At 69.5% G+C, this 25,082-nt stretch carries 22 protein-coding genes; 10 read left to right on the top strand and 12 right to left on the bottom strand.

Annotated features, from left to right (window positions below):
* From ACTIEF_RS06990 to ACTIEF_RS06970, 5 genes are all read right to left on the bottom strand, one after another.
* Nucleotides 1–1,509, bottom strand: coding sequence for a Ppx/GppA phosphatase family protein (locus ACTIEF_RS06990; protein WP_439471393.1), 1,509 nt, complete (start codon nucleotides 1,507–1,509; stop codon nucleotides 1–3).
* The gene (locus tag ACTIEF_RS06985; RefSeq protein WP_439471392.1) at nucleotides 1,509–3,734 is read right to left on the bottom strand and encodes an RNA degradosome polyphosphate kinase; all 2,226 of its coding nucleotides are present in this window, start codon (nucleotides 3,732–3,734) and stop codon (nucleotides 1,509–1,511) included. The genes ACTIEF_RS06990 and ACTIEF_RS06985 overlap by 1 nt, the downstream gene beginning before the upstream one ends.
* A gap of 90 nt (nucleotides 3,735–3,824) precedes the next feature.
* A complete protein-coding gene (locus ACTIEF_RS06980; RefSeq protein ID WP_439471391.1) occupies nucleotides 3,825–4,208 on the bottom strand; it encodes a four helix bundle protein in 384 nt (127 codons plus the stop codon).
* A gap of 123 nt (nucleotides 4,209–4,331) precedes the next feature.
* Complete coding sequence (locus tag ACTIEF_RS06975; RefSeq protein WP_439471390.1) at nucleotides 4,332–5,279, bottom strand: RcnB family protein; 948 nt, start codon at nucleotides 5,277–5,279, stop codon at nucleotides 4,332–4,334.
* Nucleotides 5,280–5,446: 167 nt separating this feature from the next.
* A complete protein-coding gene (locus ACTIEF_RS06970; RefSeq protein WP_439471389.1) occupies nucleotides 5,447–6,070 on the bottom strand; it encodes an RcnB family protein in 624 nt (207 codons plus the stop codon).
* Nucleotides 6,071–6,230: 160 nt separating this feature from the next.
* On the opposite strand from ACTIEF_RS06970, the gene ACTIEF_RS06965 reads away from it, so the two are divergent.
* The 3 genes from ACTIEF_RS06965 (at nucleotide 6,231) to ACTIEF_RS06955 (ending at nucleotide 8,312) form a co-directional block, all read left to right on the top strand.
* On the top strand, nucleotides 6,231–6,953 hold the full coding sequence (locus ACTIEF_RS06965) for a glutathione S-transferase family protein (protein WP_439471388.1): 723 nt from the start codon (nucleotides 6,231–6,233) through the stop codon (nucleotides 6,951–6,953).
* Between the two features lie 213 nt (nucleotides 6,954–7,166).
* Complete coding sequence (locus tag ACTIEF_RS06960; protein ID WP_439471387.1) at nucleotides 7,167–7,472, top strand: sel1 repeat family protein; 306 nt, start codon at nucleotides 7,167–7,169, stop codon at nucleotides 7,470–7,472.
* Nucleotides 7,473–7,574: 102 nt separating this feature from the next.
* Nucleotides 7,575–8,312: a cyclic nucleotide-binding domain-containing protein gene (locus ACTIEF_RS06955; RefSeq protein ID WP_439471386.1), complete on the top strand. Its 738-nt coding sequence runs from the start codon at nucleotides 7,575–7,577 to the stop codon at nucleotides 8,310–8,312.
* Here the strand turns inward: ACTIEF_RS06955 and ACTIEF_RS06950 are convergent.
* Both ACTIEF_RS06950 and cydD read right to left on the bottom strand, forming a co-directional pair.
* Nucleotides 8,226–9,953 (bottom strand): ATP-binding cassette domain-containing protein, encoded by a 1,728-nt coding sequence (locus tag ACTIEF_RS06950; RefSeq protein ID WP_439471385.1) that lies wholly within the window; start codon nucleotides 9,951–9,953, stop codon nucleotides 8,226–8,228. The two genes, ACTIEF_RS06955 and ACTIEF_RS06950, sit on opposite strands and share 87 nt — an antisense overlap.
* A complete protein-coding gene (gene cydD, locus ACTIEF_RS06945; RefSeq protein ID WP_439471384.1) occupies nucleotides 9,950–11,554 on the bottom strand; it encodes a thiol reductant ABC exporter subunit CydD in 1,605 nt (534 codons plus the stop codon). Before cydD ends, ACTIEF_RS06950 begins: the two co-directional genes overlap by 4 nt.
* 201 nt (nucleotides 11,555–11,755) lie before the next feature.
* On the opposite strand from cydD, the gene ACTIEF_RS06940 reads away from it, so the two are divergent.
* The 5 genes from ACTIEF_RS06940 to ACTIEF_RS06920 all read left to right on the top strand — a co-directional run bounded on the left by ACTIEF_RS06940 (nucleotide 11,756) and on the right by ACTIEF_RS06920 (nucleotide 16,822).
* Nucleotides 11,756–13,336, top strand: coding sequence for a cytochrome ubiquinol oxidase subunit I (locus tag ACTIEF_RS06940; protein WP_439471509.1), 1,581 nt, complete (start codon nucleotides 11,756–11,758; stop codon nucleotides 13,334–13,336).
* A 24-nt stretch (nucleotides 13,337–13,360) separates the two neighbouring features.
* Nucleotides 13,361–14,509, top strand: coding sequence for a cytochrome d ubiquinol oxidase subunit II (gene cydB, locus ACTIEF_RS06935; RefSeq protein WP_439471383.1), 1,149 nt, complete (start codon nucleotides 13,361–13,363; stop codon nucleotides 14,507–14,509).
* 19 nt (nucleotides 14,510–14,528) lie between these two features.
* Complete coding sequence (cydX, locus tag ACTIEF_RS06930) at nucleotides 14,529–14,675, top strand: cytochrome bd-I oxidase subunit CydX (protein ID WP_439471382.1); 147 nt, start codon at nucleotides 14,529–14,531, stop codon at nucleotides 14,673–14,675.
* On the top strand, nucleotides 14,662–16,035 hold the full coding sequence (hemN, locus tag ACTIEF_RS06925) for an oxygen-independent coproporphyrinogen III oxidase (protein WP_439471381.1): 1,374 nt from the start codon (nucleotides 14,662–14,664) through the stop codon (nucleotides 16,033–16,035). The genes cydX and hemN overlap by 14 nt, the downstream gene beginning before the upstream one ends.
* A gap of 121 nt (nucleotides 16,036–16,156) precedes the next feature.
* Nucleotides 16,157–16,822 carry an OmpW/AlkL family protein gene (locus ACTIEF_RS06920; protein WP_439471380.1) on the top strand — a complete coding sequence of 222 codons (666 nt, stop codon included), beginning with the start codon at nucleotides 16,157–16,159 and terminating at the stop codon, nucleotides 16,820–16,822.
* A 267-nt stretch (nucleotides 16,823–17,089) separates the two neighbouring features.
* Here ACTIEF_RS06920 and ACTIEF_RS06915 read toward each other — a convergent pair whose 3' ends face one another.
* The gene (locus ACTIEF_RS06915; RefSeq protein ID WP_439471379.1) at nucleotides 17,090–17,854 is read right to left on the bottom strand and encodes a polysaccharide biosynthesis/export family protein; all 765 of its coding nucleotides are present in this window, start codon (nucleotides 17,852–17,854) and stop codon (nucleotides 17,090–17,092) included.
* A gap of 122 nt (nucleotides 17,855–17,976) precedes the next feature.
* Here ACTIEF_RS06915 and ACTIEF_RS06910 point away from each other — a divergent pair, with 122 nt between their 5' ends.
* Nucleotides 17,977–19,422 (top strand): GumC family protein, encoded by a 1,446-nt coding sequence (locus ACTIEF_RS06910; protein ID WP_439471378.1) that lies wholly within the window; start codon nucleotides 17,977–17,979, stop codon nucleotides 19,420–19,422.
* A 54-nt stretch (nucleotides 19,423–19,476) separates the two neighbouring features.
* A complete protein-coding gene (locus tag ACTIEF_RS06905) occupies nucleotides 19,477–20,178 on the top strand; it encodes a hfsB (RefSeq protein ID WP_439471377.1) in 702 nt (233 codons plus the stop codon).
* Here ACTIEF_RS06905 and ACTIEF_RS06900 read toward each other — a convergent pair.
* Genes ACTIEF_RS06900 through ACTIEF_RS06885 form a run of 4 tightly spaced genes read right to left on the bottom strand, consistent with a single transcriptional unit; the run spans nucleotide 20,175 to nucleotide 25,070 of the window.
* A complete protein-coding gene (locus ACTIEF_RS06900; RefSeq protein WP_439471376.1) occupies nucleotides 20,175–21,110 on the bottom strand; it encodes a glycosyltransferase family 2 protein in 936 nt (311 codons plus the stop codon). The genes ACTIEF_RS06905 and ACTIEF_RS06900 overlap by 4 nt on opposite strands.
* Nucleotides 21,110–22,051, bottom strand: a complete 942-nt coding sequence (locus tag ACTIEF_RS06895) for a glycosyltransferase family 2 protein (protein WP_439471375.1) — start codon at nucleotides 22,049–22,051, stop codon at nucleotides 21,110–21,112. The genes ACTIEF_RS06900 and ACTIEF_RS06895 overlap by 1 nt, the downstream gene beginning before the upstream one ends.
* Nucleotides 22,048–23,508: a lipopolysaccharide biosynthesis protein gene (locus ACTIEF_RS06890; protein WP_439471374.1), complete on the bottom strand. Its 1,461-nt coding sequence runs from the start codon at nucleotides 23,506–23,508 to the stop codon at nucleotides 22,048–22,050. Before ACTIEF_RS06890 ends, ACTIEF_RS06895 begins: the two co-directional genes overlap by 4 nt.
* Nucleotides 23,505–25,070, bottom strand: a complete 1,566-nt coding sequence (locus ACTIEF_RS06885; protein ID WP_439471373.1) for an exopolysaccharide biosynthesis polyprenyl glycosylphosphotransferase — start codon at nucleotides 25,068–25,070, stop codon at nucleotides 23,505–23,507. Before ACTIEF_RS06885 ends, ACTIEF_RS06890 begins: the two co-directional genes overlap by 4 nt.
* Between the last annotated feature and the right edge of the window lie 12 nt (nucleotides 25,071–25,082).

The raw sequence follows: 25,082 nt of genomic DNA, 5'->3' as shown, positions 1-25,082 counted from the left end.
TCAGTCCCGCCCGTCGATCTGAAGCTTCAATCCCATCGCCTCTGACAGCGCCTTGCCGCGGCGGCGGGTCTGCTCGCCCAACAGGACGTCGGCGTAGCCGTCGGCGGCGGAGAGCTGGAGCAGGCCGTCCTTCACTGTTGCGCGGGCGTTGACCAGCAGCTGGGGCGAACGGCCGGACAGGTCGCAGGCCAGACGGATGGCCAGGCCGACCGCGCGGGCGCCCTGACGCTGTTCCTCGGTCAGCAGGCGCGAGACGGTGGCGGGCTCGGGCGTGGCGGTGGGGCCGCCGTAGCGGGCGTTGACGGCGCAGGCCAGCCAGGCGCGCTCGGCGTGGGTCTGGCCCGGAACCGGCGCGCGCAGCACCTGATCGAAGGCCAGTTCGACGCGGTGATCCGGATGCAATCGGGCGCCGAGGTCGGCCAGGCGACAGGCGGCGTCGGCCAGAACGGCGTCCCGCTCGCGCTCGAACGAGGTCGGCAGCGCGGCCAGCACGGGCTCGATCCAGGCGCGCAGGGCGGCGGGCAGGGTGGGCGAGATGCCCTGACGCGCGCCCAGAGCCGAGGAGCCAGCCAGCAGGGGATCGTCGACGACGGTGTCGGCGTCCAGCGCCTCGTACAGCAGGCCCTCGCGCACGCCCCAGGCCGACAGGACGATGGACTTCAGCCCGAGCCGGTCGATCAGGCCTTCGAGGACGAGAGCGGCGTGGGGCAGGGTCTCGGCGCGTTTCTTCGAGAGGCCGGGCCATTTCTCCAGCGAGGCCTTGGACTGGCGGGCGATCAGGCGGGCGGTGTCGCGGGCCTCGGCGGCGCTGAGGCGATACTGGTGGACGACGTGCAGGGGGTAGCCGCTGACGTCCATGTGCACCTGCGCCAGGGTCCGCCAGGCGCCGCCCACCGCGTAGAGGGTGTCGGCGGTGAAGTCGGCGGCGGGCTTCAGGCGCTTGGCGATGGCGGCGCGGTGGCGGTCGGGATCGAAACCCTTGGGATCGACCACGGCGAAGGGACCGAGCGGCAGGGTGATCCCGCGCTCCACCTGACCGTCGGCCAGCCGGATCAGCTCAAGGCTGGAGCCGCCGAGGTCGCCGACCACGCCCCGGGCGTCCGGAATGCCCGCCAGCACGCCCAGCGCGGCGTAGCGGGCCTCTTCCTCGCCGGAGAGGATGCGGATCTTCAGCCCGGTCTCGGCGGCGACCGTGTCGCAGAAGGCCTGGCCGTCGGCGGCTTCGCGCACGGCGGCGGTGGCGGCGACGAAGGTGTGGGCGGGCTTCACCCCGTCGATGACGGCGGCGAAACGCTTCAGCGCGATCAGGGCCTGGGCCGAGCCCTCGACCGACAGCTTGCCGGTGGCGGCCAGATCGCGGCCCAGACCGGCGAGGACCTTTTCGTTGAACACGGTCCAGATGGCGCGGCCTTCCAGCCGGTACAGCACCAGGCGCACCGAGTTTGAGCCGATATCAATGGCCGCGACGTCCCGGGGGACGCCGATGGCGGACAGCATGGCTTCGGGCATCAACGCTTCTTCCGCTCGGGGCGGACGTAGCTGAGGTGGCCGGGCAGGGTCTTCACCTTGCGTCCGCGGCCCGACAGGCTGGGGTTGGTCATGAAGTATTTGTGCGCCGAGAAAGGCCGTTCGGGGTCGGCGGGGGTGACGCGTGTATAGCCGCCGTCCGGGGACAGAACCCAGCTCTGGGCGTCGTCCTTGAGATTGGCGACCATGATCTGGTCCAGCACCTGATCGTGGACGGTGGCGTTGCGCACCGGGGTCATCAGCTCGACGCGGCGATCCAGATTGCGCGGCATCCAGTCGGCGGAAGAGATATAGACCTTGGCCTTGTCATTGGGCAGGTCGCGACCATTGGCGAAGGCCACGATCCGGCTGTGCTCGAGGAAGCGGCCGACGATGGATTTGACCCGGATGTTCTCGCTAAGGCCCTCGACGCCGGGGCGCAGGCAGCAGATGCCCCGGATGACCAGCTCGATGCGTACGCCCCACTGGCTGGCGCGGTACAGGGCGTCGATGATCTCGGGATCGACCAGGGCGTTCATCTTGGCCCAGATGGCCGCGGGCTTGCCCTGGGCCGCCGCCGACATCTCCTTGGAGATGAGGTCGATCAGGGTTTTTTTCATGTTGAGCGGCGAGACGACCAGCGCCTCCAGCTCGTCCGGCTGTGCGTAGCCGGTGATGTAGTTGAACACCCGCGAGGCGTCGCGGGCCAGGACGGGATCACTGCTGAACAGGCTGAGGTCGGTGTAAACCTTGGCCGTGACCGGGTGGTAGTTGCCGGTGCCGAAGTGGCAGTAGGTCTTCAGCCCGTCGCCCTCGCGGCGCACGACGACGCTGACCTTGGCGTGGGTCTTGTACTCGACGAAGCCGAAGACGACGTGGACGCCCGCCCGCTCCATGGCGCGGGCCCATTTCAGGTTGGCTTCCTCGTCGAAGCGGGCCTTCAGCTCGACCAGGGCGGTGACGTTCTTGCCGTTCTCGGCCGCCTCGATGAGGGCGGCGACGATGGGGCTGTCCTTGGAGGTGCGGTACAGGGTCTGCTTGATCGCCAGCACATTGGGGTCGCGCGCGGCCTGACGCAGGAACTGGACCACCACGTCGAAGCTCTCGAACGGGTGGTGGATCAGCATGTCCTTCTCGCGGACGGCCGCGAAGATGTCGCCGCCGTTGTCGCGGACCCGCTCGGGGTAGCGGGGCTCATAGCCCTTGAACTTCAGGTCAGGGTGGCCGCCGGGGATCAGCTCGGACACCTGGGCAAGGCCCAGCATGCCGTCGACCAGAACCGTGTCCTGAGGCGCGGCGGCCAGTTCGTCGGTGATGAAGGTGCGCAGGTCGTCCGGCATGGACGCTTCGATCTTGATGCGCACCACCGAGCCGAGGCGGCGCTGCTTCAGCGCTTCCTCGAACTCCATGACCAGATCCTCGGCCTCTTCCTCGATCTCGATGTCGCTGTCGCGGATCAGGCGGAAGACGCCGCGCTCCAGCACGTCACAGCCCGGGAACAGGTGGTCGATGAAGAGCATCAGGAGGCTCTCCAGCGTCACGAACCGCTTGCGGCCCGGGGTGGAGCGGCCGTCGGTGGCCAGCGGCCAGAAGCGCTTCACCTGCGTCGGCACCGGCACCAGGGCGTAGAGCATCCGGCGGTCCGACTGGCGGCGCAGCTTGAGCGCCAGCGAGAAGCCGAGGTTGGGCAGGAAGGGGAAGGGGTGCGCCGGGTCGATCGCCATCGGCGTCAGCACGGCGAAGAGCTGGTTGAGGAACTCGGGCTCGAGCCGGTCGCGCTCGGTCTTGGTGATGCGGGCGGCGTCGACGACCTCGATGCCCGCCACGGCCAGTTCGCGACGCAGCTTGCGCCAGCGGCGCTGCTGCTCGGCCATCAGGCCGCCGGCGGCGACATTGACCTCCTCGAGCGCCTCGGCAGGCGTCAGGCCGTCCGGCGAGACGACGCGGACCCGTTCGCGCACCTGACCCTTCAGGCCCGCCACGCGGGTCATGAAGAACTCATCCAGGTTGTTGGCCGAGATCGACAGGAAGCGCAGGCGCTCCAACAGCGGGTGGGCGGGATTGGCAGCCTCTTCCAACACACGCCCGTTGAAAGCCAGCCACGAGGTCTCGCGGTTGAAGAACCGCGTCGGCGAGGCCATCAGCTCTTCTGACAGATGCAGTTGCGGAGCGCGGGAGGAGGGGACTTCCTCGCCTGTGGTGGTGTCGCTGATCGCCGTGTCGCTCATGTCACCGGTTCTGACGCGGTGCGAGGCTCGCTGCAACCGTTGGGGCGTGACAGTTTGTGGGGAGGAAGGCGAGTGACTAGTGACTAGTGGCTAGTGGCTGGAGGTCTTGCGCTGTCTCAGCGACACAGCGAGCGCCGCCAGCATCCGGCTGATCTCGTCTGAAGCGCCCAGAAGGGCTCCGGCCTGCGCGTTCGGGAGGTAGCCGAGGCGACTGGCGAGAAGCAGCTGGGTTTCGGCTTCCGCGAGCGAGCCCTGCGCTATGCCGACAAACCGGATGAACTCGCCCGTGGTCCTTCGCGCTGCGCCTTCCGCGATGTTCGATGCGACCGATACGGATGATCGCCTGATCTGGCTAATCAGGCCGAAGCGCTCGTCGCGGGGCCAGTGAGCGGTCGCTCGGTAAATCTGCTCCGTCCAATCAAGCGCGCGGACCCAGACTTTTAGTTTGCGATAGTGGGAGACCGGCTCCGTCACTGCTAGCGACCCTGGTTGATGAGGAGCGCAACCTTAAGTCACTTTTCCACTAGCCACTAGCCACTAGCCACTCACGCAAACGCCGGCGGCTCGAAAGCCGCCGGCGTCGCAAGGCTCAGGTTGTCACCAGGCCCAGGCGTCGTAGATGACGTCGATGATGTAGCCGTCGAACTCGTCGATCAGATAGATCTGGTTGTCGACCAGGACCCACCGCGTGCCGACGGGCGGATAGCCCAGGCCGTAGGTGCGCCAGTCGTCCAGCCGGTAGCGCCAGAAGATCGACGGGAGATAGTCGCCGACGTACCAGCGCTGGTTCCAGTACGAGCGCGGCACGCTGTAGTAGCCGTAACCGGGCGCGAAATAGAAGCCGATGCGGACGCCGCGATAGTCGCGCCAGCGGCGGTCATTGCGCCACCAGTCACGGCCATTGCGCCGGTTCCAGTCGCGCCGCCACTGGTCGCCGTCGAAGCGACGACGGAACTCGTCACGATCCCGGTCGCGGTCGCGACCCCGGTTCCACCCCCCGCCGTTGGGGCGGTCGCGGTCCCGATCACGGTCCCAGCCGCCGTTCGGACGGTCGGGGCGATCCGGGCGATCCGGGCGGTTGGGGCCGTCAGGACGTCCTGGGCGATCCGGACGTCCGGGTTGGCCAGGCCGATCCGGGCGGTCTCCGTTCCAACCGCCATTCGGACGATCCGGGCGCGGCTGCTGGGGCCGGTCCGGACGATCAGGCCGGTCGGGACGATCAGGACGAGGTTGCTGCGGACGGTCAGGACGTCCCGGCTGACCGGGCCGATCCGGGCGGTCGCCGTTCCAGCCGCCGTTCGGACGATCCGGGCGCGGCTGCTGGGGGCGGTCCGGACGATCAGGACGCTCCGGACGCGGCTGTTGCGGGCGTTCAGCCTGTTGAGGGCGTTCGGGCCGTTCGCCGCGATCAGGCCGTTGCGGACGGCTGGGCCGTTCGCCGTTCTCGTCCCGGCGGCTCTGGTCCTGGGCCGCGGCGACAACCGGCGCGACCAGCGGCGCCGTCAGGGCCGTGATGGCCACGGCGACCATAAGTGAGCGTTTCATTCTCGTTTGTTTCTCCGCACGCCCCTGTCAGGCGGCTTGTTCCCACGGTCGCGTTTTGTTGCTGAACGGTGACTGAACGAACAGCGTCGTCACGTTAAGCTTCGGTCATGAAAGACGCCCCGCGGCCGGAGCCACGGGGCGTCGTTCAGGCGATGCGCTTCGGGGATCTAGAAGACGTCGTGCAGAACGCTGGCGATCAGGCCGCTGGCGACGGCGATCAGCACGATGTCGCTGCCGGCGTGGACGTAGCGATAGCCACGCGGGGCCGGGCGCAGGCCGTAGACGTACGGATCGCGCACATAGTAGCCGCGGTAGGACGACGGCAGGTAGCCGCCACGCTGCCAGCGATAGCCGTAGTAGCGGGGCTCGACCCGGTAGTAGCCGTAGCTGGGCGCATACCAGTAGCCGTTGCGGGCGCCGCGATAGTCGCGGAAGTCGTCACGGCCGCGCCACCAGTCGCGATTGTTGCGATCCCAGCGACGGTCCTGGCGATAGTCCCGACGGTCGTCGCGGCGCTCGGCGCGATAGTCGCGGCGGTCGTCCCGGCGATCCTGACGATAGTCCCGACGGTTGTCGTATTCGCCCTGACGCCAGTCGCGGCGGTCATCGCGGCGCTCGCGGCGGAAGTCCTGCCGATCGTCGCGACGGTCCTGACGATAGTCGCGGCGGTCGTCCCGACGCTCTTCCCGGCGTTCCTGACGGTCGCCGCGGCTTTGCGCCTGGGCGGCCAGCGGGGCGGCCGTGGTCGCCAGCGCGACGCCGATGACGGCGGCCTTGGTGAAACGGTTCATCCTCATTCTCCATGCCGGACCTGAGCGGGGGCTGGTCCGTTGAACATGGGTGGACGTTCGGCCCCGGCCGATGAACTGTCGCTGAATAGGGTTGTCAGCTTGCCCGTTGCGCGCGCGAGGCCGGGCGCCCACCTCGACCGTAACCGACACAGGAGCTGACATGACCGCCCGTCCGATCGAACTCTGGTACTGGCCCACGCCCAATGGATGGAAGGTGTCCATCGCGCTGGAGGAGATGGGACTGCCCTATGAGCTGAAGCCGGTGAACATCGGCGTGGGCGAGCAGTTCGCACCGGCCTTCCAGAAGATCAGCCCCAATGGGCGCATGCCCGCCATCGTCGATCCGGACGGGCCGGACGGCATGCCGCTGTCGATCTTCGAATCCGGGGCGATCCTGCAGTATCTCGGGGCCAAATCGGGCCAGTTCTATCCGCACGACCTGCGCGGCAAGGCCGAGGTGGATCAGTGGCTGTTCTGGCAGGTGGGCGGGCTGGGGCCGATGGCCGGGCAGACGCACCACTTCCGCCAGTACGCTCCGACCCTGATCCGCGACCAGCGCCAGATCGCCTATGGGGTGCGGCGCTATACGGACGAGACGCACCGGCTGTACGGCGTGCTGGACCGCCGTCTGGCGGACCGGGAATACCTCGCCGGCGCCTATTCCATCGCCGACATGGCGGCCTGGCCGTGGATCCTGCCGGAGCATCAGGGGCAGAACATCGACGAGTTCCCGAACCTGAAGGCCTGGCTGGCCCGCGTGGGCGAACGCCCGGCGGTTCAGCGGGGCAGGGCGCTGGGTGATGAGCTGCGCAAAAACCTGGCGGCGTCCGGCAAGGACGCCGAGGCGGCCCGCAAGGTGCTGTTCGGCCAGCGCGCGCGGTAACCCTGTGTAAGGGTTCCGGTGACGAGTCGTTAGGGCCTCTGAATCAGGGATTATCGAGAGATTTCAGAGGTCTTTACGCGGCGCAGAAAGTGGCTCCGATTTCGCTGAAAAGGCCTTGGGATGCCCTCGCTGTTAACTCTGTGTTCAAACCGCGGGTATTTCACTCGGGTCACAGGACGGGGCCAGAACGGCCCTTGAACCGGAGACACGGTGATGATCGCGCAAGAAACGGCGCCCGAAATGATGGTGGAGGACGGCGCTCTGCCGTTGCCGACCGCGGACATGAACGGGGACGACCTGTTCCGTCTGGGCATGATGTATTCCACGGGCCAGAACGGCTGCCCCATGGACCGCGTCTCGGCCCACATGATCTTCAACCTCGCCGCCATGAAGGGCAGCATCGAAGCACGCGTCTATCGCCGCGAGATGAGCCAGGAGATGGAGCGCGAGGAGATCAGCGAAGCCCAGAAGGCCGCCCGTCGCTACATCGACGCCGGCGTGGTGAAGCTGGCCGCCTGACGCCTCGCGGGAAGGGCCGGTCGGTCATGCGGCGTTGCGCCCTGACGACCGGCATTTGCCCTCGGCGCCGCATCGCCTATCCTCGCCGCATCGCGAGGCCGAATGCTTGAACTCCGCTCCCTGCCCAACGACTGCGCCCGGCGGCGACAGGAGTCCCATTGCTCGACCTGTGGCGCCCGCGCGTTCAGCGTTTGCGGCGGTCTGGACCGGGCCGATCTGGCCAGTCTGGACGAGATCGCCGAACGGGTCGCGCTGAAGGGCGGCGAGTCCCTTGTCGGAGAGGGCGAACCCGCCCAGCATCTGTTCAACATCACCTCGGGCTCCGTCCGGAGCTACAAGCTGCTGCCGGACGGCCGCCGCCAGATCACGGGCTTCCTGTTCGCCGGGGACTTCGTCGGCCTGGCCACGGGCGAGGACTACGCCTTCTCGGTCGAGGCCATCGAAGACACGACCCTGTGCCGCTTCCGCAAGCGCGACTACCGCGCCCTGGCGCGGGAGAAGCCGGCGCTGGAAGCCGCCCTTCTGAACCGCGCGACCCACGAACTGGCCGCCGCCCAGAACCAGATCCTGCTGCTGGGCCGCAAGACGGCGCGCGAGCGGATCGCCAGCTTCCTCTTGGACCTGCCGACGCTGGATCCGCTGCGTCCCTCGCAGAAGAATCATGTGCGGCTGCCGATGACGCGGATGGAGATCGCCGACTATCTGGGTCTGACCATCGAGACGGTCAGCCGCGAGCTGACCAAGCTGAAGACCTCAGGCCTGATCCGGATGCTGTCGCTGAACGAACTCAAGATCGAGGCGCCGGAACAGTTGCGCGCGGTCGCCGACGGCGAGGTCTGAGCGGGCGCCGCTGGCCGGGATCGACAGGCGCACGCCGCCGTCGGCCTCCATCCCGTCCACCTTCATCACCTGGTCGCACAGGGCCCGGTGCCGGGACTGGTGGCTGATCAGGATCAGGCCCTGACCATGCGCGGTCAGCCGGGCGTCGAGGGCGCGCAGCACCTTCGCCTCGGTGTCGGGGTCCAGCCCCTCGGTTGGCTCGTCCAGCACCAGCCAGGGCGCGGCGCGCAGATAGGCGCGGGCCAGACCCAGCCGCCGCCGCTCGCCGCCCGACAGGCGCTCGCCGTTCGGTCCGACCGGCGCATCCAGCCCCAGTGGTTCAGCGCGGACGCGGTCGGCCAGCGCGGCGTCCTCCAGCGCGGCCCACAGGGCGTCATCATCGGCGGGACCGGCCAGCAACAGGTTCTGGCGGATCGAGCCGTCCAGCAGGCGCACGTCCTGGGCCGCATAGGCGAACAGGGGACGGCGGTCGGCTGGAGCGATGTCGCCGGCGTCGATGTCCCCGATCCGCATCTCGCCGGGGCGGGCGTCGCGCAGGCCGATCAGCCGCTCGACCAGCGTCGTCTTGCCCGCGCCCGAGGCGCCGATCAGGCACAGGCGCGACGACGGCGACAGGGGCGCGCCGAGGATGGGCCAGTCCAGGACGGCCGAGGTGGGCGTCCGGCTGGCGGTGGAGGCTTCGTCGGAGGACAGGGCTTCGAGCCGGTTCAGGGCCTCGGCGGCGGCGCCGTTCTGATGCAGGGCCGCGAACAGGCCCGCGGCGGACTCCATGCCCATGACGGCGGCCAGCAGGGCCAGGGCGACCATCGGAGCGGGGGCTCCGGCGGTCACGACGCCGACGCCGACGACCACGCCCGCCGTGGCGACGGCCTGCCAAGCGGCCAGCCAGCCTCCGGCGCGGGCGAGGGCGACCTGGGCCTCATCGCAGGCGTCGGCGGCAGTCATGGCCTCGTCCCGCGCCCAGTCGGTCAGGGCGTAGGCCTTGAGCTCCGGCGCGGCGGCCTCGAGCGTCGACAGCCGGTCCTTGAAGGCGCCGACGGCCACCTGCACCGCCGCGCCCGCCGGATCGGCGAGGCGACGGGCGAGGACCACCGCCCCGAGCCCGGTCACGGCCATGGCGACGGCCAGCACAAGGGCGGCGAGCGGGGAGGCCAGCCCGGTCAGCAGGAGGGCCGAGGCCACGCCCGCGCCGAGGCTCCACGGCATGGAGCGCCGGACGAAGACGGTCTGGACGGCGTCGACGTCCTGCACCAGCCGGGCCGAGACCTCGCCGGAGGACAGGGCCAGGGCGCTGGAGGGCGAACCTCTGGCGATCAGGCCGAACAACTGCGGACGGAGCTTGGCCAGCGCCTTCAGGGCGGCCTCATGCCCGGCCACCCTCTCGATGTAGCGGGCGCCGGTGCGCAGGATGGCCAGCAGGCGGATGATCGCGCTGGGCATCATATAGTTGAAGCTCTGGACGGCGGCGGCCCCCGCGACCCCGGCGAGGGCCGCGCCGGTGATGAACCAGCCGGACAGGCCCAGCAGGCAGACGGCGGCGACCGAGACCACGACACCACCGACGGCGGCGAGTCGCAGGCGCGCGGCCTGAGACCGGCGCTGGGCGGTGATCATGTCGGTGAGGGCGGTTCCGCGGGTCACAGGCGCACCACCCGGTCGGCGAGGGCCGCCACGGTGGCGGAGTGGGTGGCGATCAGGGTCGTCCGGCCGCGCGCGGCCTCGCGGATGACGCTGAGCATGGCCTCTTCCGAGGCGGCGTCGAGGTGGGCGGTCGGTTCGTCCAGCAGTAGGATGGGGGCGCGCTTCAGCATGGCGCGGGCGAGGCCCAGCCGGCGCCGCTCGCCGCCGGAGAGGCCGCCGCCACGCTCGTCGATGGGGCGATCCAGCGCGCTGGTCAGACCGGCCTGATCGGCCGCCATGCGCAGGCGGCCCGCGCAGGCGCTGGGGTCAGCCAGCGCGATGTTCTGGGCGAGCGTGCCGGGCAGAACGACCGGACTCTGGCTGGTCCAGGCGATGTCGGCGGCGATGTTGTCGCCGGGGCCGAGGCGCAGGCCGCCGACCTCGATCTCGCCCGCGCTGAGCGGCGCGAGGCCGAGCAGGAGGTGCAGCAGGCTCGACTTTCCGGCCCCGCTGGCCCCCACCAGCGCCACCATCTGGCCCGGGCGGACGTCTAGGTTGAAGCTCTGAAGCACCGGCGGGCGTCCATCATAGGCGATGGCGACATCGCGGAAGCGGATGGTTGGCGGACCGTCGGCGAGGCGGACGCGGACCGTGGGGGCGGGCGGGCTGACGGCCAGGGAGGGCGCGGCGGCCTCGGCGGCCTGTTCGTCGTGATAGGCGGCGGCCAGCCTGCGCAGGGGCACATAGACCTCGGGCGCGAGCGCCAGCACGAAAAAGGCGCGCGGCAGGTCCAGCGTCTCCGGAACCGGGAAGGGCAGTAGCCGCAGCAGGTTGAAGCCGCAGTAGATGGCGATCAGGGCCACCGCCAGCGCCGAGAAGAACTCCAGCACAGCAGAGGACAGGAAGGCTGTGCGCATGACCCGGGCGGTGCGGGTCTCCAGTTCATCGGAGGCGCGGGCGATCTCGGCGGTGGTGCGCGCCTCGGCGCCGAAGGCGAGCAGGGCGGGCAAGGCGCGGATGCGGTCGATGAACAGGCCCGACAGCCGCTCCAGCGCTTCGAAATGCTTGCGGCTCTCGCGCGCCGCCGCCGTGCCGGCCAGCGCCATGCCAAGGATGAAGGGCAGGAGGGTGAACAGCAGGATGCCCGCCGCGACCGGGCTGGCCACCGCCGCCGCCGCGATGATCAGCAGGGGCGAGGCCCCGGCGGCGAGGCGCAGGGGCATGAAGCGGGCGAAGTAGCCGTCCAGCGCGCTGACGCCCTCGACGGCGGCGGTGAGGCCGCGATCCGAGCGGCGGCCCCGGCCCAGCAGGTCGGTCAGGACTGGGGCGCGCACGTCAGCCTTGACCGCCCGCGCCGCCCGGGCGCCGATCACGACGCTGCCGTGGGAGATCAGGCCGCGCACGACCAGGCTGGCGGCGGCCAGACCCAGCCACGGCAGGGCCGCGGCGGGCGCGGGGTCGAAGCTGGAGACGGCCATGGCCAGACCGGCGGCGAAGCCAATGGCCGGGACCACGTCGGCGATGGTCAGAACCCCCGCCGCCATGGCGAGGCGACGCCGGGGCCGCCCCGCCGCCTTCAGCCAGGCGGCGGGCGTTTCGGAGGTGATCGGGGCGGCGGTCATGGGGCGACTCCAACGCCCTGTCGCGGCCTGAAGCCACGGGACAAAGCGCCGCTTGGGCGAAATGTCCAAGGACAATGGGTCCACTTAAGTTGGAGCCCGTCCGGGCGCTTTGATCGAGATCAAGGTGCGCGCCCGCGGTGAAACCTAAGGCGCGCTGAAACCGTCGGTCATTCCAGGTCGACGTCTCGGAGCATCGCCATGATCGACCTAGCGGTCGTCGACCTGTCCAGACTGCAGTTCGCACTGACAGCCCTTTATCACTTCCTCTTCGTGCCCCTGACGCTGGGCCTGTCGTTCATGCTGGTCATCATGGAGTCGATCTATGTGATGACCCGTCGGCCGATCTGGCGGACCATCACCAAGTTCTGGGGCGCCCTGTTCGGCATCAACTTCGTCCTGGGCGTCGCCACCGGCATCACCATGGAGTTCCAGTTCGGCATGAACTGGGCCTACTACAGCCACTACGTCGGCGACATCTTCGGCGCCCCTCTGGCGATCGAGGGCCTGATGGCCTTCTTCCTCGAGGCGACCTTCGTCGGGCTGATGTTCTTCGGCTGGGACAAGCTGAAGCCGTCGGCACACCTGTTCGTCACCTTCATGGTGGCGCTGGGCACCAATCTGTCGGCCCTGTGGATCCTGATCGCCAACGGCTGGATGCAGAACCCGGTCGGCGCCGAGTTCAATCCGGACACCATGCGCATGGAAGTCACCGACTTCATGGCCGTGCTGTTCAACCCGGTGGCCCAGGCCAAATTCGTGCACACGGTCAGCGCCGGCTATGTCTGCGCCGCCGTCTTCGTGCTGGGCGTCTCGGCCTTCTACCTGCTGCGCAACAAGCATGTCGGCTTCGCCAAGCGGTCGATGACCGTGGCCGCCGCCTTCGGCCTGGCCGCGTCTCTCTCTGTCGTCGTGCTGGGCGACCAGTCCGGCTACGCCCTGACCGACAACCAGAAAATGAAGCTGGCCGCGCTGGAGGCCATGTGGCGCACCGAGCCCGCGCCCGCCGGCCTGACCCTGGTCGGCATCCCCAGCATGAAGGACCGCGAGACCCACTACGGCGTCCACGTGCCGTGGGTCATGGGCCTGATCGCCACCCGCACCATCGACAAGCCGGTGGAGGGCATCTTCGAACTGGTCGCCACCGCGGAGACCCGCATCGAGTCCGGCGTCAAAGCCTATGACGCGCTGGAGCGGGTGAAGGCCAATCCGGCCGATCCGGTGGCGCGCGGCGAGTTCGAACTGCACCGCCGCGACCTGGGCTACGGCCTGCTGCTGAAACGCCACGTGGCGGACCCGCGTCAGGCTTCGCCCGAGCTGATCCACCAGACCGCCTGGGAGACGGTGCCGAATGTGCCGGTCCTGTTCTGGAGCTTCCGCATCATGGCCGGGATCGGCATGTTCATGGTCGCCCTGTTCGGCACGGCCTTCGTCCTGTGCACCATGCGGAAGCACCATACGAAGTGGTTCCTGCGTCTGGCGGTGCTGGCCCTGCCGCTGCCGTGGATCGCCATCGAGTTCGGCTGGATCCTGGCCGAGTTCGGTCGCCAGCCGTGGGCGGTGGAAGGCGTGCTGCCGACCTTCCTCGGCGCCTCCAGCCTGACCGTGCCGCAACTGTGGGCGACCATCGTCGGCTTCACCCTGCTGTACGGCGCCCTGGCCGTCGTCGAGGTGAAACTGATCCTCCACGCCATCAAGAAGGGACCGTTCCACGAACAGGAGATGTTCGGCGAGGCCGATTCCGAACAACCCGGTGAGCGCGCCCCCGCGCCGACCGTGGCCTGACCCCGACATTCAGGACAGCCCATCATGGAACTTCCTCTCGACTTCGCCACCCTGCGCCTGATCTGGTGGGGCCTGCTCGGCGTGCTGCTGATCGCCTTCGCCCTGACCGACGGTTTCGACCTCGGCGTCGGCGCCCTTCTGCCCTTCGTCGCAAAGACCGATGAAGAGCGCCGCATGGTGATCAACACCGTCGGCGCCACCTGGGAAGGCAACCAGGTGTGGTTCATCCTCGGCGGCGGCGCGATCTTCGCCGCCTGGCCCTTCGTCTACGCCGTCAGCTTCTCCGGCTTCTACCTGGCCATGTTCCTGGTGTTGTCGGCCCTCATCCTGCGGCCGGTGTCGTTCAAGTATCGCTCCAAGCGCCCCTCCAAGACGTGGCGGACGTTCTGGGACTGGGGCCTGTTCGTCAGCGGCTTCGTTCCGGCGCTGGTCTTCGGCGTGGCCGTCGGCAACGTCCTGCTGGGCGCGCCCTTCCGCCTTGATGCCGATCTGCGCTCCTTCTACGAGGGCCATCTGCTGGGCCTGTTCACCCCGTTCAGCCTGATCGCCGGCCTGCTGTCGGTGGCCATGCTGGTGCTGCACGGCGCCGCCTGGCTGTCGGTGAAGGCCGAGAAGGGCCCGGTGCTGGACCGCGCCCGCCTGTACGGCACCATCGCCGGGGTGCTGGCGCTGGTCCTGTTCGCGGTCGGCGGGCTGTTCGTGGCCTTCGGCGACATCGGCTTCCGCATCACCGGGGCGCTGGACCCCAACGGCTTCTCCAACCCGCTGCGTACGACGGTCGAGGCCGCGCCGGGCGCCTGGCTGGACAACTACAGCCGCTATCCGTGGATGATCATCGCCCCGGTGCTGGGCTTCGTCGGCGCCCTGGCGGGGCTGATCGGAATGTGGCGTCGGTCCGCGCCCCTGGCCTTCGGCGGCTCCTCGCTGTCGGGGGTGGGCATCATCTCGACGGTCGGCCTGTCGATGTTCCCCTTCATCCTGCCCAGCTCGATCAATCCGCAGTCCAGCCTGACCGTCTGGAACGCCTCGTCCAGCCACCTGACCCTGTTCATCATGCTGATCGTTACGGCGATCTTCCTGCCGCTGGTCCTGATCTACACTGCCTGGGTCTACCGGGTGCTGTGGGGCCGCAGCTCGACGGCGGCGCTCAAGACCAACCCCAACCTCTACTAAGCCACGGGAGCCTCAAACGATGTGGTATTTCTCCTGGATCCTCGGTCTGGGCCTGGCCGTCGGCTTCGGCGTCCTGAACGGCCTGTGGCACGAGTTCCACCTGTTCGATGAAGGTGACGTCGGTCTGTCCGTCGATGCCGAGAAAGAGGGCGATGTTCCCCTCTAGTCCGACAGGTCTGACCCCGCGCGAGCTGATCGAGCGATATGACGTTCACGCGCCGCGCTACACCTCCTATCCGACGGCGGCGCAGTTCACGCCGTCCGTCGGCGGGGCCCAGTGGGCGGAGTGGCTGAAGGCCGCTCCGTCCGGGCAGGCGGTCTCGCTCTACATCCACATCCCGTTCTGCAAGCGGCTGTGCTGGTACTGCGGCTGCAACACCCGGGCGGTGAACCGCGAGAGCGTGATCTCCAGCTACGTCGACCTTCTGCTGCGCGAGGCCGATCTGGTCGTCGCCTCGGCGGGTCAGGTGCGGGTCGGCTCGATCCATCTGGGCGGAGGGACGCCCAATATGTTGCCGCCCAGCGAGGTGGAGCGGCTTTTCGCGGGTCTGGCGCAACGGTTCGACCTCGGCGACTGTTTCGAAGTGGCCGCCGAACTGGACCCGGAAGTCCTGACGCAGGAGTGGATCGAGGCGGCGGGCCGGATCGGGCTCAGCCGCGCCAGCCTGGGCGTGCAGGACCTGTCGCCGGTGGTGCAGGCGGCGGTGAACCGTCCCGAACGGTTCGAGACGATCCAGCGCGCCGTCGAGGCCCTGCGCGAGCAGGGGGTGACCTCGATCAACCTCGACCTGATGTACGGCCTGCCGCTGCAGACCATCGAACATGTGGTGACCACCCTGGGGCAGGTGACGGCGCTGCGGCCCGACCGACTGGCCCTGTTCGGCTACGCCCACGTGCCGTGGATGAAGCCGCACCAGAAGCTGATCAGGGAAGCCGATCTGCCCAATGCCGAGACCCGTTTCGCACAGAGCCGGGCGGCGGCGCGCTATCTGACCGGCAAGGGCTGGAAGGCCATCGGGCTGGATCATTTCGCCCTGCCGACGGACGGGCTGGCGGCGGCGTTGCGGGCCGGGCGCCTGCGTCGCAACTTCCAGGGCTATACGTCGGACGCCGCGCCGGTGCTGATCGGGCTGGGGGCCTCGGCCATCAGCAGGGCGCCGCAGGGCTTCGCGCAGAACCTGACCGTCGAGCGCGAATGGCGCGCGGCGGTCGAGGCGGGACAGCTGCCGGTCGCGCGCGGCGTCGCCCTGACGCCCTCGGCGGCGCTGGTCGGCGACATCATCGAGCGGCTGATGTGTGACTTCACCGTCGATGTGCCCGCCCTGGTCGCCCGACATGGACGCGACATGAATGAGGTGGCGGGCGCCGGCGCCATCCTGGCCGGGTTCGTGGCTGACGGGCTGGTCGAGGTGGAGGAGGGGCGGGTGACCGTCACGGCGCAGGGCAGGCCCTTCGTGCGGGCCGTCTGCGCGGCCTTCGATCCGCTGGCGGCGGGCATCGCCCAACGCCATTCGAAGGTCGTCTGATTGGACCGATTGTCCCACCCCGCCTGGGTTTGCGCTGGATCAATGTTGGCGCCCCCGACCCGGCGCATCCCTCGCTCACGACGTTCGGATGAGGCCGCATGAGGCGGCCCGGGCGTCGGGGATGAGAAAGATGAACTTCAGGACCCTGATCCTCGCCGCCGCCGCGGCGGCCGCCTTCGCCGCCCCGGCCATGGCCCAGACCGCCACCGCCTGGGAAATGCCGAAAAAGGGCGACTGGCTCGTCACCGGACGGGTGACCGACGTGTTCTCGGGCGCCGACGACGCCATCGTGACCAGCGCCGGCGCCGCCAGCGGCCTGAACGTCGATGTGGGCGACAGCATCATGCCGACCCTGGGCTTCACCTACTTCCTGACCGATCACTTCGCGGTCGAGGCCATCCTCGGCACGACCCAGCACGAGATCCGCGCCAAGGGCGGCTCGACCGACGTCGCCGTGCACGAGACCTGGGTCCTGCCGCCGGTGGTGACCCTGCAGTACCGTCCGCTCACCGAAGGTCGCGTCAGCCCCTATGTCGGCGCGGGTGTGAACTACATGCTGTTCTACAGCGGCGAGGACAAGAACGGCTTCACGGTCGATCTGGATGACGGCTTCGGCTACGCCCTGCAGGCGGGTGCCGACATCGGCCTGCAAGGGCCGTGGAGCCTGAACGTCGACGTCAAGAAGATCTGGTTCGAGACCGACGCCAGCGTGAATGACGGCGCGCTGCGCAGCGATGTGGCGCTGGACCCCTGGGTCGTCTCGCTGGGCGTCAGCCGCAAGTTCTGAAATCGTCCCTGACGACCGCGGTTTTGATGTCGATCAAGGCCGCGGCGGCGGGAGGGGCGGAAGGTGCCGGGCAAGGAGAACCACCCATGCCCGATTCCGCCATTCCCTTCCTGGTCGCCATCGTTGCGGCCTTCGGAACCTTCATCATCGTCGTCGGGGGCGTCAGCCTCTGGTCGAACCAGAAGTAAGCGTCCCGACGATCCGCATTCCTGCAGAGACCGGTGGTCCCGCCAGACGGGGGCGCCGGTTTTGCGATTCCGGGCCGGGTCAGAAGTTCTGGTACTGGCCGCCGAGGGCGTAGGTGAAGCCGATGGGCAGGGCGTTGCGGAACTGGGTGACCCAGTTGGCGACCTCGGCCAGTTCGGTGCGCGGGACGTAGATGATGTCGCCGCGACGCAGGGCCACGACTTCGCCACGCCGAGGGCGCAGGTCCACCGCGCGCAGCATGCGCACGCCGCTGCGCCCGCGACGGATCAGGGCGACCTCTCCCTGCTTGGCGCCGGGCAGGAAGTCGCCCGCCTGGATGACGGCCTGATAGGCGTCCAGATCGCCGGTCATCTCGATCATGCCGGGGGTGCGCACCTCGCCGCCGACCCAGACGCGGATCGGTCCGGCCGTCTTCAGCGTGACCTCGACCATAGGCCGACGCAGCTGGCTGGCGTAGGCCGTGGAGGCGTCGGCCTCCAGTTCGGCGATGGTGCGGTCGGCGGCCATCAGCTGGCCGACCAGAGGCAGGGAGACCCGGCCGTCCGGCCCGATCCGCTGGGTGCGGGTCAGTTCGGTGGCGGTCGGGGTGGCGATCTCGATCTCGTCGCCCGGATAGAGGACGTATTCCGGCTCGTCGTCCGACCAGTCGGAGAAGCCGATCTCGGGGAAGGAGGTGCGGCTGACCCGCTCGACCCGCCCGCCCGCGCCGGAAGAGGCGGGCAGGGGCATCCGCCCGTCATTGCCGCCGGAGACCCCGCCGCACGCCGCCAGGGCGCCGCTCGCGCCGAGCAGGCCCATAAGCATCAGGCGGCGGTCGATGGACATGACGGAATCGCTCTCGAAAACGGCGTTGGAGCCACCGTGAGGGCTTATGGGTAACCCATGGTTAACGCGGGTGGGCGAAGGCTGGCGTCTACAGTCCCGTTTGATGGAATCACCCCGTTCGCATGCGTACGACGGCCTACACGACAGTCCGGCCGCGCTACGGCTTCGCTGACATCGTCGGCCTGCTGTTCCGCGAGCTGTTGCTGATGATCGTGATCTTCCTGGCCATCTTCGCCATCGGTACGGCGGCGGTGTTGACCCTGAAGAAGACCTACACCGCCACCTCGACCGTCTATGCGGGGGCAGGGCAGGAGTATGTGTACCAGCCGCGCGTGGGCGTGACGGACCGGACGGCCCAGCCGCTGGAAGCGTCGGCGGTGGCGCAGGCCGAAGCGCATATTCTGGGCAGCCTCGAGGTCAAGCGGGCCACGGTGCGGGCGCTGGGCGCCGACGTCATCCTGGGACCGGGCGCCAAGGGCACGGCCTCCGAGAGGGAAATGGCCGCCCTGAAGGCGCTGGACGCCGGTCTGGGCGTCGGCACCACTCCGGCCAGCGCGATTATCTCGGTCTCCTACGAAGCCGGCGATCCCGAGCGCGCCGCGCGCATCCTGAACGCCGTGGTCGACCAGTATCTGATCCAGCGCCGCGCCGTCTTCCGCGACCGCGCCAGTCCGGCCTTCACCGCCCAGCGCGAGGCGTTCGAGACCGAACTGACCGACGCTGACGGCGCCTATGAAGCCTTCCTGCAGTCCAACGACATCGGCGATTTCGCCACGGCCAAGGCGACGTTGGCGGCGACCTATCAAACCACCTTCGCCGAGACCCTGTCGGTACGGGCGCAGCTGAACCAGGCCACCCAACGCCTGCGTACGCTGGAGGCCCAGCTGGCCCAGCAGCCCGCCGAGGTGGTGCTGCAGCAGGACCTGAACATCTCGGCCCAGGACCAGATCCTGACCCTGCGCACCGAGCGCGAGAACCTGCTGGCCCGCTATACCGAGGACGCCCAGCCGGTGCGCGACATCGACCAGCGCATCGCCCAGCTGCAGGCCTATGTGGCGACCGGCACGACGGTGGGGGCCAAGGAGGTTCGCACCGGGCCCAGCACCATCTTCACCGAGATCGAGACCACCCGGATCAACGCCGCCGCCGACCGCGACGCCCTGGCCGCCCGCCTCTCGGTGCTGGAGGGGCAGCTGACCACCCTGCGTCAGCGGCAGGCCCACCTGACCCAGCTGGAATCGACCAACTCGACCCTGGCCGGCAATCGCGAGGTGCTGACCGCCAAGGTGCGTGAGTTCCAGCAGCGCGAGACCGAGGCCCGCGCCGACAGCGCCCTGGTGGCCGCCGGGGCCGACAATGTCACCGTCATCGCCCGCGCCGAGGCCCCGACCAAGGGCAAGAGCCTGAAGGTCCCGCTGCTCGGCGCCGTCTTCCTGTTCGCGGGCTTCACCGCCCTATGCATCGGCCTGCTGCGCGTCTTCACCCGCCGCGGCTTCACTACCCCCGCGTCCGCGGGTCGCACGCTGGAGATGCCGGTTCTGGCCGTCGCGCCGGTGAAGGGACGATGAGCGTGATCCCCGTCGTGGTAGCGTTCAGGCCGAGGACAGGCGTGTAACGATTCGATGGTCGATCTGACGTCCGAAATGGCGGCCCTGTGGGCGGCGCTGGGACCGGCGCCGGCTCATCGTGGGCGCGTGGTGCAGATCGCCGCCGCCAACTCGGGCGAGGGCGTCTCCACCGTCGCTCGTGAGTACGCCCGTCTGGCCGCTGTCCGCGCCCGCCGTCCGGTCTGGCTGGTCGACGCTGATCTGGCCCAGCAGGGGCAGGTCGAGGCCATGGCCGCCGAGCCGGATCGCTTCGGTCGTCCCGGCAAGGCCGCGATGGCCACGCCCGACGGTTCGCTGTTCTTCGCCATCACGCCGCGCGTCACCGACCGCGACGGCAAGCCGGTGCATCCGGCCCGCCTGATCACGGCGCGGCCCTTCCTGGGCGGACGGCTGTGGGGCACGCGGTTCGCGGGCGAGCATCTGCGCTCGGGCCAGCGCGCCGAGGCCCTGGGCGACGCCCGCTACTGGGACGCCCTGCGCGCTCACGCCGATACGGTGGTGATCGATTCTCCCGCCGCCGACCGCAGCGACACAGCCATCACCCTGGCGCCCTATGTCGATGCGACGGTGCTGGTGGTGGCGGCGGGCAGCACCTCGACGACCGATCCGGTGATCTTGCGCGACGAGATCGAGGCCGTGGGCGGCCGGATCGCCGGCGTGGTGGTTAACCGCTCGACCTACAACCCGCCCGGTTTCCTGCGGCGTCTGACAGGCTAGCTGCGGTTCAGCCGCGCGACCTCGGCGGCGCCGTAGAACCGGGGCTCGAAGCCCTTCATCCAGAACAGTTTGCCGATGCCCCGCGCCGTACGGTCGTACATCTGCGCGCGCTTCGGGCTGGCGATCGCAGTCAGGGCCAGGGAGGCGGCGCCGAAGACGGCGGCCTGTCCGGCGCCGATGATCATCCAGCGGATCACGCCTGGCCAATTCCGCGCGGCGGCGGCGGTCTGGCTGGGGCCTTGGCCATATGCGAAGGCGCGGGTCAGGGCGTACTCCAGCGTGGCGCGGTGGGCGGGGGCGAACTCCTCGACCCAGGCCTCCGCCGCCCAGCCGAAGCGACCACCCCGGGCCTCGAGCGCCGCGAACAGCATGTCGTCCTCGCCGCCGGTGTGATCCGCCGAGGCGCTGAACGGCGCGTCGCCGGGCAGGGCGGTGGCCCGCACCAGCAGGGAGTTGCCGCAGCCCCAAGGCTGATCCAGCAGGCCGGTCTCGGCCGGGCCCTCCCGCCCGAAGAAACGCTCCAGATAGGGCTTCAGCCAGTCCCTGGCCTCCGGCGCGCGACCGGTGATCGGGCCGAAGACGGCGTCGGCGCCCGTCTGGACCTGCGCGGCCAGCAGGGCGGCCAGCCAGCCGGTGGAGGCGGCTTCATCGTCGTCAAGGAAGGCGATCAGGGGCGCGTCGGTGGCGGCCAGTCCGGCGTTGCGGGCGCGGGCCACGCCGGGGGTGGGTTCGGACACATAGACCAGCGGCCACGGGCTTTCCGGGCGCAGGGAGTCAATGGTTGAGCTTGCCGAGCCGAGGGGGTCGTTGTCGACCACGATCACCGCCGCGATCCGGTCGGTGACGCCGCTCTGGGCGAAGACCGAGCGCAGGGCGCGGGTCAGGCTGTCGGGCCGTCTCAGGGTCGGGATGATGACGGCGACGTCGCCCATCACACCGCGTCCGCATACAGGGCCGCGCGATACAGGCGCAGGGAGAAAGCGCGGGCGGCGACCGGCAGGGCCTCGGCCCCCGCCGCCTTGCGCATCAGGCCGCGCAGGGCGGGCAGGCCGGGGATTTTCTTCAGCAGCTTCGCGGCCTTGTAGCTGGGATAGGCGGCGACGATCTCCGGATGGCGCTCGGCCATGCGGGCGAAGTTCGGCGCCGACTGCTCATATTTGCGGGCCAGGGCATCGACGGTATCGAGGCCCATGTGGGTGGCGGCGTTGTCGAGGTGCACGACGCGGAACCGGCGCGAGACGCGCATCGCCCACTCCACATCCTCCCAGCCCCAGCCGGTGAAGCCGCTGTCGAAGGCCTCGGCCTCGAACACGTCGCGGCGGACCAGCAGGTTGGAGGTGTAGACGTATTTCTCGGGCTGTTCGGCCCGCACGGTATAGGGCACGCACTCGGACTTGGCGGCCATGGAGCGGTGGACCTTATACTTCGCGTCGGTCGGCGCCTGCAGCAGGGAGAAGCCGCCGAAGGCCACGGCCGGGTCTTCCTTGGCCACGAGTTCGGCCCAGTCGCGCAGGAAGCGGCGATGGTCCGGGCGCATGTCGCTGTCGAGGAACAGCAGGCTGCCGCCGCGCGCGGCTGAGGCCAGCCGGTTACGACCGATGGCGCGGCCCTCATTGGCGGGCAGGGTGATCAGGCGCACGGGCAGGGCCATGGCCTTCACCTGCTTGACCAGACGGGCGGTCAGGTCGGCGTCGCCGGTGCCGTCGTCCAGCACGATGATCTCCGCCGCGCCATCGACCGAGGCGGCTTCCTCGTCCAGCAACTGCAGCAGGTCCGACGGATCGTCGCGCAGGAAGGGGATCAGCACCGAGACGGCGGGCTTGGCGATTTTCCAGACGGCGTTGTCGGTGACTTTTGCCTTGAGGGCGGTCATGCGGCGGCCTTCCCGGCGCGGCGGCGCTCCAGCAGGCGCAGGGCCACGTCTCGGACCCCGGCGGCGTTGATGGTCAGGGCGACGGCAGCATAGACGATCACGCCCACGCTCGCGTCGAGGATCAGTTCGACGATCCCGTCCAGCGGCGGCACGACCGAGACGGCGACGGCCATGATGGCGGTGGCGACGCCGCAGCGCATCAGGCTTTCCCACGGCACCGGCAGGGGCAGGACCCGGCGGCCCAGCGCCATGGTGGCCAGCAGGCCCAGGCCGAAGCTGGCGGCGGTCGCCCAGGCGGCGCCCATGACGCCGTAGCGGGGCACCAGGATCAGGTTCAGGATCACATTGGCACCCGCCGGAATGGCCATGGCGGCCAGGAGGTTCTTGGTCTTGCGGCCGAGGGTGAAGGCCTGACCGAAATAGTAGGCCGTCAGGCCGTAGAGCAGGGCCGACAGGGCGATCCACGGGGTGATGGAGGCGGCGGCGACGCGCAGGTCTTCGCCGATCAGCACCTCGGACAGGGGAACGGCGACCAAGGCCACGCCCGCGGCGGCGGGCAGGCCGACCAGCAGGAAGGTGGACAATTGCTCGCGCGCCGCGCGCCCCAGTTCCGCCTTGCCGCCGCGTTCCAGCGCCATGACCAGGGCGGGCTGACCCGCCGAGCCCAGCCACAGGAACAGCACGTCCAGCGTCCGGTTCGCGATCGAATAGCCCGCGTGATAGGCGCCGACGGCGGCCTCATCCATGAAGGCGGCCAGCAGGAAGCGGTCCGTCGACGACAGCACCACCGTCAGGGCCAGCGACATGGCGATGGGGTAGCCGTACATCGCATAGGTCCGCATCCGCTCCGGCTCGAACCGGCCCTCGCGCGCCTGTTTCAGCTCGCCCGGCAGGACGAAGGGCAGGGCCAGTAGGGGGGCGAGGCCGAGGCCCAGCAGGGGCGCCGCGCCGCCCGCGCCCGCGAGCGCGAAGCCGACGCCGATGACCAGTCCACCGATGGACACGGCCATGTCGAACCCGGCGGCCTTGCCGACCTCTCCGGCGGCGCGGAATCGCTCCTGTCCCAGCTTCAGCAGGCAGCGGGCGGGCGCACCGGCCAGACCGACGGCGAGCGCGGTCTTGAACAACAGGTCCATCGGCCAGAGCCACAGCCCCAGGGCGATGACGATCAGGAAGACGGCGCTCAACGCGAAGGCGGTGCGGTACAGGCTGGCGAAATGGCCCTTCAGCGAGACGCCGCTCTCCGCCGCCCAGAACCGGGCCATGGAGGCCTCGAGCCAGCTGAACACCGCCACATGGGCCAGGGTCATGACCGAGAAGGCCAGGGCGTAACGCCCGAAGTCCTCGGGGCTGAGCAGGCGGGTGAACAGGACGATGGTCAGGAAGCCGACCACGCCCTGCACGATATTGGCGGGGAGGTAACCCCACACGCCCTTCCAGAACATCTTGTGGCTCACCGGATGGCCGCGCGGTCGCCCAGCAGGACAGGAATGGTCACGCCGATGATCCACAGATCCATCCACAGGCTCTGGCGCTCGACGTAGTCGATGTCGAGCTGGACCCGGCGGCGGACGTCCTGCGCGGTATGCAGCGGGCCGCGCGAGCCGTTGACGGCGGCCCAGCCGGTCATGCCGGGCTTCATGCGATGGCGATGCGCGTATTCAGCGACCAGACGGGCGCTTTCGACGTGACCGGTCTTCATACCGATGGCGTGGGGGCGCGGCCCGACCAGCGACATCTCGCCGGTGATGACGTTCAGCAGTTGCGGCAGTTCATCCAGACTGGTCTTGCGAATGAACTTTCCGACCTTGGTGACGCGGTCGTCGTCATGGGTGACCTGACGGCTGGCGGTGGCGTCGGCGGTCTCCTGACGCATGGAGCGGAATTTCCAGACGACGATCTCTTCCTGATTGAAGCCATGGCGCCGCTGGCGGAAGAAGACCGGGCCGGGGCTGTCCAGACGGATGGCGACGGCGATCAGGGCCATGACCGGGGCCAGGCCGATCAGGGCCACCAGACCAATGATCAGATCCTGCATCCGCTTGTTGAAGGCGCGACGATCCGGATCGACGGCGCCCTGGATGTCGGCCAGGGGCGCGGCGGCCAGACGGTCCAGCGCCGCCGCCATCTCGCGATCCCCGTTCGGCTCGACCAGCAGGGTGACCTCATTGGGCAGGGTGCTGAGCCGCGAGGTCAGCTCGCGCACCCGGGCCTCAGCCTTGGGATCGATGGCCAGGACGATGCGGTCCACATAGGGCGTCATCTTGTGGGTCAGCAGGTCATTGGCGGCGCCCAGTACCGGCACGCCCTCGACGGTCTTGGGGCTGCGGGCCAGCCGGTCGTCGAAGATGCCGAGCACATTCAGATCGCGCCGCTTCAGCGCCTCGCGGATCAGGGCCTCGGCGTGGCGGGTGGCGCCGACCAGCACGATGTTCGGCGTCAGGGCGCCCGAGGCGCGCCAGCGGTCGACAAGGCTGCACCAGACGGCATGCAGACCCACCAGCGCCGCGAGGGTCAGGCTCGCCCACAGGCTCCAGGCCTGCCACTGGGCGGCGACGCCCGGGCGCAGCAGGGCGCCGGTGATAAAGGCCACCACGGCGCCTAGCGCGCAGACGGCGGCGACAGACAGCAGATGGGTCGAGGTCTTCTGACGCCGCGAGAATCGGTAGCGACCCAGTGAGCGCAGCAGGCTCAGTACGGTCACGGCGCCCAGGACGAAGGGCGCGGCGCGCGAAATCTCGATGTGGATCAGATCGTCGGGCGAGGCCAGGCGGGCGCAGATCAGGGTCAGGGCGATGACCGCCAGCACGTCAAAGGCGCGGAAATAGTGGGCGGCGAGCCGCGAGGCGTGCCGCTGGCGCGCGTTCAGCCAGACCTCGGGCCGGAACGGCCCGCGCCGCGCCGCGCCCTTGGCCGCCGGGGCCGCGGCCTCCGCCGGACGCGCCGCCGACGCCCGTGCGACCGCCGCGCGGCGCGACGGGACGGCAGGGCTGGAAAGGCGGTTGGCGGCGTCGGTCATCAGGCCCGGAAG

Origin of the sequence: Brevundimonas sp. (genome assembly GCF_051858995.1) — a bacterium.
Taxonomy (GTDB): Bacteria; Pseudomonadota; Alphaproteobacteria; order Caulobacterales; family Caulobacteraceae; genus Brevundimonas.
The sequence above is the reverse complement of the archived record's forward strand: the minus strand, read 5'-3'. Positions and strand labels throughout refer to the sequence as shown.

Coding starts and splice junctions, on each gene's coding strand:
- cydX (WP_439471382.1), top strand. CDS start 14,529: ATGTGGTATTTCTCCTGGATCCTCGGTCTGGGCCTGGCCGTCGGCTTC.
- hemN (WP_439471381.1), top strand. CDS start 14,662: ATGTTCCCCTCTAGTCCGACAGGTCTGACCCCGCGCGAGCTGATCGAG.
- ACTIEF_RS06920 (WP_439471380.1), top strand. CDS start 16,157: ATGAGAAAGATGAACTTCAGGACCCTGATCCTCGCCGCCGCCGCGGCG.
- ACTIEF_RS06965 (WP_439471388.1), top strand. CDS start 6,231: ATGACCGCCCGTCCGATCGAACTCTGGTACTGGCCCACGCCCAATGGA.
- ACTIEF_RS06970 (WP_439471389.1), bottom strand. CDS start 6,070: ATGAACCGTTTCACCAAGGCCGCCGTCATCGGCGTCGCGCTGGCGACC.
- ACTIEF_RS06955 (WP_439471386.1), top strand. CDS start 7,575: ATGCTTGAACTCCGCTCCCTGCCCAACGACTGCGCCCGGCGGCGACAG.
- cydD (WP_439471384.1), bottom strand. CDS start 11,554: ATGACCGCCGCCCCGATCACCTCCGAAACGCCCGCCGCCTGGCTGAAG.
- ACTIEF_RS06985 (WP_439471392.1), bottom strand. CDS start 3,734: ATGAGCGACACGGCGATCAGCGACACCACCACAGGCGAGGAAGTCCCC.
- ACTIEF_RS06905 (WP_439471377.1), top strand. CDS start 19,477: ATGGTCGATCTGACGTCCGAAATGGCGGCCCTGTGGGCGGCGCTGGGA.
- ACTIEF_RS06915 (WP_439471379.1), bottom strand. CDS start 17,854: ATGTCCATCGACCGCCGCCTGATGCTTATGGGCCTGCTCGGCGCGAGC.
- ACTIEF_RS06910 (WP_439471378.1), top strand. CDS start 17,977: ATGCGTACGACGGCCTACACGACAGTCCGGCCGCGCTACGGCTTCGCT.
- ACTIEF_RS06960 (WP_439471387.1), top strand. CDS start 7,167: ATGATCGCGCAAGAAACGGCGCCCGAAATGATGGTGGAGGACGGCGCT.
- ACTIEF_RS06900 (WP_439471376.1), bottom strand. CDS start 21,110: ATGGGCGACGTCGCCGTCATCATCCCGACCCTGAGACGGCCCGACAGC.
- ACTIEF_RS06975 (WP_439471390.1), bottom strand. CDS start 5,279: ATGAAACGCTCACTTATGGTCGCCGTGGCCATCACGGCCCTGACGGCG.
- ACTIEF_RS06885 (WP_439471373.1), bottom strand. CDS start 25,070: ATGACCGACGCCGCCAACCGCCTTTCCAGCCCTGCCGTCCCGTCGCGC.
- cydB (WP_439471383.1), top strand. CDS start 13,361: ATGGAACTTCCTCTCGACTTCGCCACCCTGCGCCTGATCTGGTGGGGC.
- ACTIEF_RS06990 (WP_439471393.1), bottom strand. CDS start 1,509: ATGCCCGAAGCCATGCTGTCCGCCATCGGCGTCCCCCGGGACGTCGCG.
- ACTIEF_RS06895 (WP_439471375.1), bottom strand. CDS start 22,051: ATGACCGCCCTCAAGGCAAAAGTCACCGACAACGCCGTCTGGAAAATC.